We start from the raw sequence: 12,889 nt of genomic DNA on the forward strand, positions 1-12,889 counted from the left end.
TGTAACAGCGCGTCGCCTGCGTGCCCGCGGTGGTAACGTTGAGGTTTTCGTCAGGAGGTCGTATGAACGAGCCTTTCATCCACGCCCACCGCGCGCCGGACTTGCCGGTGCCGGTGGATGAGCCGCGGCCCGATCCCCAGCCAGCCCACCCGCATCACCAGCAGCCCGTGCCGGAGGACGAACCCGTGCCGGACCACAAGCCGGAACTCGGCCAGCCTCAGTCGAAGGCCCAGGTGTAGAGCACGTCGAGCGCGTTGTTCGTTCCCGTCTGGAACTGGAGCGTGATGCGCGGCGTGAGCTTGTAGCGCAGCTTCACGAGGCTGGTTGCCGTGCCCGCGCCCTGCTCGAAACTGAGGTAGGCCCGCGAGGAGAGCTTCTTGCCCACGGTGACCACCGTACCTTCCAGCCCTTCCAGTCCCTTGGTCTGCGATACGCCCAGCTCGTCCAGCCCGACCTTGTTGGCCAGGCTGCCGCCGCCCTTGCCGCCGAAGAGGGCGCCCGCGGCGGTGCCCAGCAGTCCCATCTCGTTGCCCGCCATGTCGGAGAGGCCATGCCCCAGCACCAGCCAGGAGAGCTTTTCGCTGTCCGGCACGCTCGGCGTGGACACCAGCTTCGCCACCGGCGCCTGCGCCGTGCCGCGCACCTCGACGCCCGCCTCCACATTGGTGTCGCTGAGCTGCTCGCCTTCCGGCCGCTTGCGCATGGCGCGGATATTCAGGCCGGGGTTGTCGTAGGCGCCGGTGAAGTTGATCACGCCGCGTTCGATGGCCAGCTTCTGTCCATACGCGGCGTAGGTCCCGCTCACCACGCGGATGCTGCCGTTCACGCGCGGCGGCCGGCGGTCCGTGATGCGCACCTGCACCGCGCCTGCCAGCTGCGCGTCCAGGCCCTTTCCTTTCAGGTAGAAGTCGTCGCCGAGGTCGGCTTCCACATCCACGTTCAGCGGCATGGCGGCAGCGGCCGATTTCACGCTGGGCTTTGTCCTGCCGAGGATGACCACGTCGTCGCTGATGGTCGGCGTGTCGAGCGAGGGCAGTTCGATGGCGGCGCGGTCGGCGCGGAACTTGCCGTCCAGCTGGAAGTGCTTCGCGTCGCGCACCAGCGTGCTGCGGCCGCTCAGCACGAGAATGCGGTCCGGGCTGGAGAGCACTTCCAGCTTGTCCGCCACCAGCTTCAGCTCCATCGCCGCTTCCGCGTTCGCCAGCCGCATCCATCCATCGGCCTCCATCACGCCCTGCTGGCCTTCGAAGTGCAGCTGCTGCAGCTGCAGCCGGTCGCCATCGACCCGCGCTGCCAGGCGGCCGTTGCGCAGCTTCAAGGCCTGCTCCGGCCAGTTGACCGAAAGCCGTTCGCCTTTCACGTCGCCATTCAGCACCGGCTCGCCCACGGTGCCGTTGCCGCTGAAGGCGGCGCGCAGGGCGCCATCCAGTTCCAGTCCCCGAACGCCCGCCAGGGGCGAGAGCCAGGCTATGGACGGGATATCCACATTGCCGCTGATGGCGAGGGGACTGTTTTTCGGAATGCGGCCATTTTCAAGATGCGCCGCCGCTTCCAGTTTCGCCTGGCCGGAGCGGCTGCCGTTCAGCGCCGTCTGCACGCGCAGCACGTCGCCCGCCACGTTCACGCGCGCTTCGAGCTGGCTCAGGCCCAGCGGAATCGGGTGTTCGCCGCCCGTCACCGTGATGTCGCCCTTCTCGCGGAACACGCTGAGCGAACCGTCGATGGCCGGCGCCACACCCTCCACCGCAGGTACAGTGAGTTCGATGCCCCAGTTCGCGGCCAGCGTCAGGTCGCTCACCACATTGTCGCGCCAGGCGTCGGAGAACTGGGCGAGATAGCTGGCGTTAACGCCAGCGGCCGCACCCCGGCTACGCCAGCGCGGGCCGTTCTTCTCCAGCGTTTCGATGCGGAGGACACCCTCGGAGAGTGCCAGGGCGGCGTTGGTGAGCGAGAGCTGCACGGGCCGTGCGAGACCCAGCACGCCCTTGCCTGCGGCGCCCGTCAGCCGCAGCGGGGCCGGAGCCTGGAGCGCGAGGGCGAACCGCCCCTTGTTCTGAAGCGATTCGATGGCGCCGGTCCAGGTATCGCCAGTCATGCCGCCGCGCAGGCGCAGGGCGGCATCGAAGTCCTTGCCCACGGCGCTCAGCTGAACCGTGTGCGCGGCGCGGTTGCCCGTGGTCTGGAGCCGCGCGCGTTCGATACTGGTGGTGGGCGAGCTGTAGCCGGTCAGGTCCACATCGCTTACCACGGCGTCGGCCGCTCCCTGGCCTGCGCCCAGGTTGGCGCTGGCGCGGATGGCGCGGATCTGGTGGTCCGTCATCAGGCGCAGGTTGCTGCCATCCATGCTGAAGGCGATTGCGGGCTTGCCGGCCGTGCCGCTCAGGGTGCCGCTGCCGCGCAGCACGCCGCCGAAGCCCGGGCCCAGATTGGAGAGCTGCGGCGCATCCAGCTTCCAGTCGAGGCGGTCGTTCACGGCGCCAAAGCCGCCGTTTGCCTGCAGGGTGTTCTGCCCCAGCTGCAGGTTCACATCCGCGCTTTCCACATGCCTGCTGTTGGCGGCCACCCTGGCATACCCTGAGAGCGGCGCGCCGGAGAAGGTTGAGGGCAGAAGCTTTACATCCAGTTTGCCGCGCCAGTCTTCGGCGAGCCTGCCGCTCACGCTGAACTCGGCGCCTATACTGCCAGGCTGCGGCGCACCGAAAGCGGCGGGATTGAAGCGGCTGGCGCTGCCGCTGGCTGTGAGCTCCACGTTTTTCTGCGGTCCGGCCAGCCCGACTTCGCCTTTCATCGACAGCACGCTGTCCTCGCCGCGCGCCTTGGCGTCGCCAAGCGAGAGGCCGCGCGCCGTTGCGTCGAAACTGCTGCGTGGCGCCGCATAGCCGCCGGTTGCAACGCCGCCCGCACTGAGCGCTCCGCGCAGGCCGCTGCCCAGCGCGGCGAGGTTTTTGGCGTCAGCCCTCCAGCTCAGGCGGTCCCCGGGCAGGCCGAAGCTGCCGTTTGCTTGCGCCGTGTTGGCGCCGAAGGCGAGCTTCACGTCGATGCCGCTCAGGTGCTTCGCGTCGGCATTGAGTTTGCCGCTGCCTGTAAGCGCCTGGTCCATGAAGCGGCTCGGCCGGATGGTGAATTCGGCTGAGGCCTGCAGTTCAGGCGCCAGCCTGCCGCCCGCCCGCACGTCGGCGTTCAGGTCCGCCGCAGGATACTTGCCGAGCGCTGAAGGATCGAAGTGGCTGATGCTGGCGGCGGCCTTGAAGGCCTTGTCGTCTTTCAGGCTGGCTTGTCCGGTGAAGGCAACGACGCCTCTGCCCGCCGAGAGGCGCGCCTGGCTCACGTGCAGCATCGAGTCCTCCAGGGTGGCCAGGGCGTCGAGCCTCAGGCCCTTGTCCGCCAGGCGGGCGTTGAAACGCTGTGCCTTTCCCTGGCTGCTTGCGGCGATCTCGCCCGCGATGGCGGTGGGCTTCGCGCTGCCGTGGATTTCGTGGAGGTCGATGCGCGAGGTATGCAGCCGGAAGTCCGCAGTTTCGATGCCGCCGTCCGGTGCGGAGCGGTGAATGCTTCCGCTGCCCGCCAGGCTGCCTGCGGCGCCGAGATCGATCATCACATCTTCGATGGAAGCCACAGTGAGCGTGCCGCCCAGCCGCGCGTTGACGGCGCGCAGCGGAATGCGCTGCCGGTCGAGCGGTCCCGTGGCACCGGTGTTGACCACGGAGAGCGAGCCACTGACGCGCTGCCCCTGGCCGATTTCGGCGCGTGCCGCCAGTTCAAGGCTGGCGGAAGGCCATGTACTGTTGAAGCGCGAAGGATCGACGCCGTGCGCCCGCAGGTCCAGCGTGCGCAGGATGATCGGATCGAATGGCGCGAGCGTCAGTACGCCATCGCCGGTGGCATTGGAGGACTTGCCCTTGACGGCGATGGCCAGCAGCTCGAAGCTGCCGCTGGCGGAGGCGGTGAGTTCCGCGGCGGGGCGTCCCGGCGCGGCAGCCGCCTGTGACAGCGTGGCCGTGCCGTCCACACGGAAGGGCGGCTTCGCGCCCACCGTGGCGTTGGCGGTAATGCGGCCCAGAGGCGTCGATGCGCTGGCGTCCTTCACCTGCCATTGCCTGCTGTCGCCATACAGTTTCAGCGCCGTGTTGTCGATCTGCGTGCGCTGGCCCGTTTCATCGATCATGACGAGGCGCGTGAGCTTTGCATCGGCAATGCTGAGGCGGAAGGGTGGCGCGATCGACGCCGGCATCGTGGGCGGGGGCGACTTGCGCAGGGTCTGCATCACCGTGCTGGCCACATGCAGTTCGCTGACCGCCACGCCCTGGGAAAGGTATTGCAGCGGCGACCAGTCGATGTCGATGTTCTCGGCCGTGGTCACGCTGTCCGGGCTGCGGAAAACCAAACGGTCCAGATGCATGCGGCCGTACAGCGAGCCGTGCACGCCGGTGATGGTGATCTGGCCGCCGCTCGAACGCTCCACTTGCCGCACGATCTGCTGCAGCGTGGTCTCGCGTCCCAGCAGCCACACGGCGCCGCCGAGCAGCAGGGCGGTGATGCCGAAGCCGATGGCAACGCGGCGCGGCCAGCGCCGCACCGGAGGCGGCGGGGCAGGGGTGTCGTTTTCTTCAGCCATCAGAAGGTGAACCCCAGTGAGAAGTGGATGCGCATTTTGCGCACGGCGTGGCCGTAGGCGAAATCGACGTTGATCGGGCCCACGGGACTCTTGTAGCGTGCCCCCACGCCGTAACCGGATTTGGGATGGATGTTCGTCAGCGAATCGGCCGCATTGCCCGCGTCGTAGAACACGGCCGCACCCCATTCGGGCTTGAACCAGTACTGGTACTCGGCGCTGGCCGTAGCCAGGTAGCGGCCGCCCACCGTCGCCTCGCCTTGCCGCACGCCCAGCTCCTGGTAGGCGTAGCCGCGCACCGAGTTGTCGCCGCCCGCACGGAACAGATAAGTGGCGGGAACACCCGCCTTGTTGCGGGAACCCAGCACGCCCAGCTCCGCGCGCAGGATGACAGTGCTCTTCACGTTGAGCGGGCGATAGGTAATGCCGCGCGCCGTGGCGCGCACGAACAGCTCGTCGGTGAGGACAGGCAGCAGCGCGCCTCCGGCGGTGGCGTTCAGCACATAGCCCTTGGTGGGGAAGATCAGGTTGTCCAGCTTGCGCCAGGTGACGGCATAGGTCAGCGGCAGGCTTTGCGCATGGCTGGATGCGGCGCCCGCCACGGTCTTGCTCTCGTTGAGGTATTCGATCGAGATGGAGCGTTCCAGCAGCGGCGTACCCCAGGCGCGTTTGGCATTGACGGAGGCCGAGCGCGTAACCTCGCCTTCGATATCCCGGCGCTCCACCGCCGCGCCGAAGCTGTCGTTGTAGCCGTCCGCCGTGGTGGGGAAGTAGAAGTCGCCGCGCGCGGTCTGCTTCTTCTGCTCCAGCGTCAGCGCGCTTTTCAGGCGCAGGCCGAACACGTTCAGGTCGTCGTAGTTCAGGGTGGTGCGCGCGCCCGTGTTGGTGCTGAGGCCGACACCTGCGCTCACGTTCTTGCGCTTGTTCTCGATCACCCGCACCAGCAGGGGCAGGGGAGCGATGGCCGCAGGAGGTGGAGCGCCTTCGCGCTTCTCTTCGGCCGCGTCCATCTGCTCGCTGAGAATGGCGTTCAGGTCGGCGCTCACCTCCACGCTGGCGAAATAGCCCGTGTCCTGCAACCGCGACTGGTAAGCCTGCAGGGCCGCTTCGCTGTAGTAGTCGCCCGGCTTGATCTGGTTCAGGTTGCTCACCACCGAGGCCGGATAGCGCTTGAGGCCCTCGATGCGCAGTTCGCCGAAGCGCATCTCCGGCCCGCTTTCCAGCACCACGCGCAGCAGGGCGCGCCGGGTATCGGGGTCGACCGTGGCCAGGCTCTCGGTGAGCTGGGCGCGGGGATAGCGCGTCTGCACCACCGAGCGCAGGATGGCGCGCTTGGCCTGCTCCCATTCGTCCTGGCGGAACACGGCGCCTTCGGGCAGGGTCCAGCTGGCGCGCAAAGCGTCCTTGTCGAAAGGCGAGGCGGGCGTGGACGCGAAGCCGTTCAGCACGATCTCCACCGACCCCACGAGGGTAGGCTGGCCGGGATCGACATCGATCACGACGGTGGGCGTGCCCGCTTCCTCCAGGCGAGCGCTCACCACCGGCGAGTAGTAGCCGGCAGTGGCCAGCAGGGTCTTCGCCTGCTCGGGCGCCGTGCGCACCATGCGCTGCAGCTGCTCGCGGTTCATGCGCGGATTGCCCCTGAAGCGCTGCAGGTCGAGGTTCTTCTCCAGCAGCTCGTCCAGATCGCCGGGCGCGTTCACCTGGAGCCGGTATTGCAGGCCCTGGGCCAGCACGGCCAGCGGCAGCAGGAGCATCGCGGCGGCAAGCGCCATGCGTCGCATTACTTTTGTGACGACTTGTGCCAAAATTCGTGGTCCTGCCATAGTAAGTGGTCTTTTTGGCATGTTACCGGAAAGGCCGCGCCCATGGCGTACCACTAAGATTTACAGAATTGCCACATGAAAGTCCCGTCATGACCCGTACCGATGCCGCCCTCGTCCTGTTCAGCGGAGGCCAGGATTCCACCACCTGCCTGGCCTGGGCCCTGGAGCGCTATGCACGCGTGGAGACCATCGGCTTCGACTATGGCCAGCGCCACGCCATCGAACTGACCGTGCGTCCCGCCCTGCTGGGGAAGCTGCGTGCGCTCTCGCCGCAGTGGAGCGGGCGCCTGGGCGAGGACCACATGGTGGACCTGGGCCTGATTTCCCAGCTCTCGCAGACGGCCATGACGGAAGATATCGAAATCACCATGCAGGCCAACGGCCTGCCGAACACCTTCGTCCCCGGCCGCAACCTGCTCTTCATGACGGTGGCCGCCACGCTGGCCTACCGGCGCGGGCTGAACGTGCTGGTTGGGGGCATGTGCGAGACCGATTTCTCCGGCTATCCCGACTGCCGCGACGACACCATGAAGGCCCTGCAGGTGGCCCTCAACCTGGGCATGGACACGCGCAACACGCTGGAAACCCCCCTCATGTGGCTGGACAAGGCCCAGACCTGGGAGCTGGCCGAAAGCCTGGGCGGCCAGCCCCTGGTGGACCTGATCCGCTCCGATACCCACACCTGCTACAAGGGCGAGCGCGGCGCCCTGCACGACTGGGGCTACGGCTGCGGCGCCTGCCCGGCCTGCGAGCTGCGGGCGCGCGGCTACCGCCAGTACCGGGAACATCAAGCGGCGCAATAGCGATTGCCGCCGCCGCGGCGCTCACGTACCATGGGCTTATTGCTGGCATACGTGAACCGCGATGAAAATCCGCCCGATCCGCCTGCAGGACCTCCTGAGCCCGCCCTGGCTGTCGGGACTCGTATTCGCGCTTTGCCTGTGCGCCACCGCCACGGTGTGGCACAGCGCGCGCAGCGACGCACGGCGCGACGCGGCGGCCGACTTCGATTTCCGCGTTCGCGAGCTGGTCAACAACATCGCATTGCGCATGCAGGCCTACCAGCAGGTGCTGTACGGCGCCCAAGGCCTGTTCGCCAGCTCGGACTACGTGGACCGGCAGGAGTTCCACACCTACCTGGCGGGCCAGCAGCTTAACGAACACTTCCCCGGCATCCAGGGCGTTGGCTACATGCTGCTGGTGCCGCACGACCGCATGGCCGAACATGTCGCGTCGCTGCGGCGCGAAGGCTTCAAGGACTACCGGCCCTATCCTCCCGGCGAGGGCGCCTTTCACACCCCCATCGTCTACCTGGAGCCTTTCAGCGGCACCAACCTGAAGGCCTTCGGCTACGATCCCTGGCAGGACCCGGTGCGCCGCGCCGCGCTGGAGCAGGCGCGCGATTCCGCCCTGCCTGCCATGACGGGCAGGATACGCCTGGTGCAGGAGACAGAAGCGAAGGGCCAGGCGGGCTTCCTGATCGTGCTGCCGGTCTACCGCAACGGCATGCCGCTCGATACCCTCGCGCGGCGCCGCGCGGCCATCATGGGCTGGGTCTACTCGCCCTTCCGCATTGGCGACGTGATGGCGGGCATAGGCGGGGGCAAGGCGGCCGATCTCGATATCGAAATCTACGATGGCGACGGCCTCGATTCCACGCGCCGCATGTACGACAGCCAGCCAGCGCCGCTGCCGCCGCGCGCCCTGCGCACCGTGCAGAAGCTGCGCATCGCCGGTCATCAATGGACCTTGCAGATCGGCGCGGCCAAGACGCGGCCGCCGCTGTTCGCCGACAAGCCGCGCCTCCTCGCGCTGACGGGACTCGCATTCAGCCTGCTGCTGGCCTCCCTGGCCTGGGTATTGGCGGCGAGCCGGCGCAAGGCGCGCGAAGCCCTGTGCCAGAGCCGCGAGATGGCGGAAGCGCTGAAGGAAGGCCAGCAAAGCCTGCTGGTCATGGCGGAGAGCGCGCAGAACAGCCAGGCCGTGCTGCGCGGCATTCTCGATTCCACCATCGACGGCATCGTGGTCGACAACTTCCGTGGCAGCGTGCTCAATTCCAACCGCCGCTTCCGCCAGCTGTGGGATGTGCCGGAGCAGCTGGACTGGCAGGCGGACGGGCGCACCCTCATGAAACACATCGAGCAGCAGCTGGAAGTGGCCGAGCCCTTCGTGCAGGCGGGCAAACGGCCTTTCAGCGAAGGCGACGAGCACAAGCACCAGCTGCACCTGAAGGACGGCCGGACCATCGAACTGTACCTGCGCATGCTGCGCCTGGCGAACGAGCCCGCGCGGCTCTGGTCCTTCCGCGACGTGACCGAGTCCACCCTGGCGGTGCAGCGCGAACGCACGCGCAGCCGCGTGCTGGAGCTGCTGGCGAGCGGCGCGCCCCTGCCCGCCATCCTGGACAGCGTGGTGCTCGGTGTGGAAGAAGGCAATCCGGGCGCCCTGTGCAGCATCCTCCTGCTGGACGAGGAGAAGCGTCGCGTGCTCGTCGGCGCGGCGCCCAACCTGCCTGCCTTCTTCAACAAGGCCATCGATGGCGCCGCGCTGCAGCAGGGCGTGGGTTCCTGCGTCCAGGCCATGATGGAGAACCGGCGGGTGATCGTGGAGGATATCCGGCACGATTCCCTGTGGTCCACGCACCGCGAGCTGGCGCTGCGCGCGGGCCTCCTGAGCTGCTGGTCCGACCCTATCCGCTCCGCGAACGGCAAGGTGCTGGGCGCTTTCGCCATTTACTTCCGCGAGCCGCGCCACAGCAGCGTGGCCAATATCGCCCTGGCCGAACAGGCAGCCCACCTTGCAGGCATCGCCATCGAGCAGGCGCAGGCGGCGCAGGCCCTGCGCTCGGGCGAGGCGCGCTTCCGCAGCCTGTACGACAACGCTCCGGTGGCGCTGTGGCAGCAGGACTGGTCCGCCGTGCGCGCCGCCCTGCAGGACATTGCGGCCTCCGGGGTCGAAGACCTGGCGGGCTGGCTGCAGGCCAATCCCAGCCAGCTGAAACGGCTGGCGGGTCTGGTGCGCATCACCGACGTGAATGCGGCGGCGCTCACGCAGGTGGGCGGGGCGGCGGGCGGCAAGGATCTGGCGGCCCTCAGCCTGGCGCAGAACTTCGCGGACAGCGACATGTCCTGCTTCGGATCGGCCCTTGTTGCGCTGGCACGGGGGGCGCAGCTGTTCGCCTGCGAAAGCAGCTTCCTGCGCCTGGACGGCGTGCAGCGCGAGAACGAACTGACCCTGCTGGTGATGCCGGGCCACGCCCACACGCTGGACTTCGTGATCGTGTCCACCGTCGACATCACGGAACGCAAGCGCCTCAACGAGGAACTGCAGCTGCTGGCCACCACGGACTCGCTCACGGGCTTGCCGAACCGGCGCGAGTTCATGCGGCGGCTGGAAGAGCAGCAGGGCAGGCTGCTGCGCGGCCTGGACGGGCAGGCGGCCGTTCTGATGCTCGATATCGACCACTTCAAGAACGTCAACGACCAGCATGGCCATGCCGTGGGCGACGCCGTGATCCGCCACCTGGCTTCGCTGATGAAGGAAAGCCAGCGCAAGGTGGACATGCTGGGCCGCGTGGGCGGCGAGGAGTTTGCGGCCTTGCTGCCGGGCGCGGACCCGGAAGCGGCGCGCGTCTTCGCGGAGCGCCTGCGGCAGCGCATCGAAGCCACGCCGCTGCGGCAGGAGGGCTTGACCCTGTCGGTGACGGTCAGCGTGGGGATCGCGGCGATGGATCCGGGAGACGAGAAGGCGGAGGCGGTGCTGGCCCGGGCCGACGAGGCCCTGTACTGCGCGAAGCGGGGAGGGAGAAACCGGGTGGAGCAGGCCGGGGCCTGCTCCTGAGGGGACTATCAGGCGGTGGCGTGGTCCTTGGCGAGGTCCACGCGCTTGTTACGCTTGCGGATGGCCCAGAAGATCGCCAGGGGGATCAGCAGGGGCAGCAGGAAGGGCGCGATGGCCGCCGCCAGCACGATGCCCAGCAGCGCCAGGCCCACCACCATCAGGATGCCCAGGCCTGCGAACAGGAGGCCGACGAAGACCGCGGCGCAGGTCACGGCGATGGCGGCGATCACCAGGCCGCCGCCGGCGAACAGCATGGCCAGCAGCGCCTCCAGAGGCCCATCCACCTCTTCGCCATCCCAGTGGAAGACCATATCGTGCGTATCTATCGAATTGAAGGCAGCGATAGCCAGCAGGGCAATGACGGTAACGGCAAGCAGCTTTTTCATGATGTCCTCTTCGGGGTTGTTAACCTGTTCGGTATGGTTGAACTGTACGCCTGCCGCCTCCACGGAACCACCGGCATGCGACGAACCGCAGCTTTGCCGGGATGAATGGCGCGCGGGCCGGACCAGCCGGATTTCCGCGTCCAAATACTTGAATTCCGGACATTCCTTTCTATACTGAAAACCTGTCCCGCTCAACGGAGGGCATCATGGCAAGGCTTATTCGCAGGATGCGCCAGCATGCACGGCGCTGTGGCGGCGGGCTGAAAAGCCCCCCTTCGGCGCCCCCGGCCATCCCGCCGTTCATCATTCATCACTACCGCGAGGACGGGCCCGCACCCACCCTCGACCCACGCGGCGATACGCCTGCGCGGCCCATTGTGCCGCTGCCGCGGCCGCCCATGCTCTGCGCCGGCCGGGCGTGGGCCGCCAACCGGGTGCGCGGCGACTAAAGAATCCGATAGCGGCACGGTCTTCAGCATGGTGTACTGCGCTTTTCGATATCAGGAGAGCACCATGCAAGACCAGACCGCGAAAGCCCGTGATTTCCGCGCCCGGCACCGGGCAGGCCAGCCCCTTATCCTCTTCAACGCGTGGGACGCGGGAAGCGCCGTGGCCGTTGAACGGAGCGGGGCGGCCGCCATCGCCACGGGCAGCTGGTCGGTGGCAGCGGCCAACGGCTATCCCGACGGCGAGGCCCTGCCCCTGGAGCTGGCGCTGGCGAACCTGGAACGCATCGCCAGGGCGGTGGCCTTGCCGGTCACGCTGGACCTGGAACGGGGCTACGGCGCGGGGCCGGACGAAGTTCAGGCATCCGCCATGCAAGCCATCCGGGCAGGCGCCGTGGGCTGCAACCTGGAGGACGGCCTCGAAGGCGGAACGCTGCGCGGCATCGAAGCGCAGGCGGCACGCATCCGCGCAGTACGCGCCGCTGCGGACGCGCTGCTGCCGGACTTCTACATCAACGCGCGGACCGACCTTTTCCTGGGCAGCGACCCGGCCAGCCATGCTGGCTTCGCCGATGAAGCGCTTGCCCGTGCATCAGCTTACGCCGAAGCGGGAGCCGATTGCCTGTTCGTTCCTGGCCTTGGAAATGAGGCCCTGATCGCGAAGCTGGCGGAGGCCAGCCCGCTGCCGCTCAACATCATGGCCGATGGCGGCACGCCGCCGGTGGCGCGGCTGGCAGCCTTGGGTGTCGCCCGCGTCAGCTATGGTCCCCAGCCCTACCTGCTGGCGATGCGGGCGCTGGAGCAGGCGGCGAAGGAGGCTCAGAACTGGAGGTGAGAATATCCATGACCCCCGAGGTCATGGACAGATGCATGCGTCGTCCCCCAGAATCGCGGTATCGCATTCAGGGGAACCCACATGCCGGAAATCGCGGTTGAGCGCCTGCTCGGCACACCGTCCATCACCATCAGCCATGTGCGCTGCGCGGGCGGCTGCAAGCATGAGAGCGAGGCGGAATGCGCGAGCGCCACGCACATCGTCTTTCCCTATCGCGGCGTCTATGTGCGGCATGTGGGGCAGAGCCTGAGCGTGGCGGACGCCAACCAGGTCCTGTTCTTCAACAGCGGGCAGGAATACAGCGTGAGCCATCCCGTGGAGGGCGGGGACGACTGCCTTTCCCTCTTCGTGGCGGACGAAGTGCTGCATGAACTGGCGCCGGCCGCCATGCTGCAGCCTGGCGGCGCTGCGCGCTTCCTACAGCAGCACCAGCGCATCGGCCCGGATGTGCAGATCCAGCTCGCCGAACTGCTGCGTACCCTGCATGCGGGAGGCGACCCGCTGGAAGCGGAAACCCGGACGATGGCGCTGCTGCGCGGCGCCATCGGCGGCGTCCCGCACAAATCCACCAGCCATGCGAAGCGCAAGCTCGCCGAACGCATCAAGCTTCTGCTGGCCAGCGATCCCGCCCGCCGCTGGACGCTCGCCGGGATCGCGGAGCAGGTCGGCGGTTCGCCGGTCTATCTCACCCAGGCCTTCCAGCAGGCGGAAGGCATGCCTCTGTATCGCTACCAGCTGCAGCTGCGGCTGGCGCGCGCGCTCGCCCTGATGGACGATTACGACGACCTTTCCGCCCTGAGCTTCGACCTCGGCTTCTCCAGCCACAGCCACTTCAGCGCCAGCTTCCGCCAGCTGTACGGCCGCGCGCCGTCCGCCGTTCGCGCCAGCTAAAGATTCCGACAGCGCGCCCGCCGCATGTCGGGGATAGTGCTGCATCCGTTCAC

At 67.8% G+C, this 12,889-nt stretch carries 8 protein-coding genes; 5 read left to right on the forward strand and 3 right to left on the reverse strand.

Annotation, left to right across the window (positions count from 1 at the left end; genetic code table 11):
• The first annotated feature begins 62 nt into the window (after window positions 1–62).
• Window positions 63–239, forward strand: coding sequence for a hypothetical protein (locus LSQ66_RS24455; protein ID WP_231767752.1), 177 nt, complete (start codon window positions 63–65; stop codon window positions 237–239).
• On the opposite strand, the gene LSQ66_RS24460 is transcribed toward LSQ66_RS24455, so the two are convergent.
• Together LSQ66_RS24460 and LSQ66_RS24465 are read right to left on the reverse strand one after the other, a co-directional pair.
• Complete coding sequence (locus LSQ66_RS24460; protein ID WP_231767753.1) at window positions 218–4,615, reverse strand: translocation/assembly module TamB domain-containing protein; 4,398 nt, start codon at window positions 4,613–4,615, stop codon at window positions 218–220. The two genes, LSQ66_RS24455 and LSQ66_RS24460, sit on opposite strands and share 22 nt — an antisense overlap.
• Window positions 4,615–6,387, reverse strand: a complete 1,773-nt coding sequence (locus LSQ66_RS24465) for an autotransporter assembly complex protein TamA (protein WP_231767754.1) — start codon at window positions 6,385–6,387, stop codon at window positions 4,615–4,617. Before LSQ66_RS24465 ends, LSQ66_RS24460 begins: the two co-directional genes overlap by 1 nt.
• 140 nt (window positions 6,388–6,527) lie before the next feature.
• Between LSQ66_RS24465 and queC the strand changes: the two genes are divergently transcribed.
• Entirely contained in the window at window positions 6,528–7,241 is a 714-nt protein-coding gene (queC, locus tag LSQ66_RS24470; protein ID WP_231767755.1) for a 7-cyano-7-deazaguanine synthase QueC, read from the forward strand.
• A 61-nt stretch (window positions 7,242–7,302) separates the two neighbouring features.
• A complete protein-coding gene (locus tag LSQ66_RS24475; protein WP_231767756.1) occupies window positions 7,303–10,278 on the forward strand; it encodes a CHASE domain-containing protein in 2,976 nt (991 codons plus the stop codon).
• An 8-nt stretch (window positions 10,279–10,286) separates the two neighbouring features.
• On the opposite strand, the gene LSQ66_RS24480 is transcribed toward LSQ66_RS24475, so the two are convergent.
• Window positions 10,287–10,664 carry a hypothetical protein gene (locus tag LSQ66_RS24480; protein ID WP_231767757.1) on the reverse strand — a complete coding sequence of 126 codons (378 nt, stop codon included), beginning with the start codon at window positions 10,662–10,664 and terminating at the stop codon, window positions 10,287–10,289.
• A gap of 513 nt (window positions 10,665–11,177) precedes the next feature.
• Here LSQ66_RS24480 and LSQ66_RS24485 point away from each other — a divergent pair.
• Together LSQ66_RS24485 and LSQ66_RS24490 are read left to right on the forward strand one after the other, a co-directional pair.
• Complete coding sequence (locus tag LSQ66_RS24485) at window positions 11,178–11,945, forward strand: isocitrate lyase/PEP mutase family protein (protein ID WP_231767758.1); 768 nt, start codon at window positions 11,178–11,180, stop codon at window positions 11,943–11,945.
• 81 nt (window positions 11,946–12,026) lie between these two features.
• Complete coding sequence (locus LSQ66_RS24490) at window positions 12,027–12,836, forward strand: helix-turn-helix transcriptional regulator (protein WP_231767759.1); 810 nt, start codon at window positions 12,027–12,029, stop codon at window positions 12,834–12,836.
• Window positions 12,837–12,889: the final 53 nt, after the last annotated feature.

It is taken from the genome of Massilia endophytica, from assembly GCF_021165955.1.
GTDB classification, from domain to species: domain Bacteria; phylum Pseudomonadota; class Gammaproteobacteria; order Burkholderiales; family Burkholderiaceae_D; genus Rugamonas; species Rugamonas endophytica.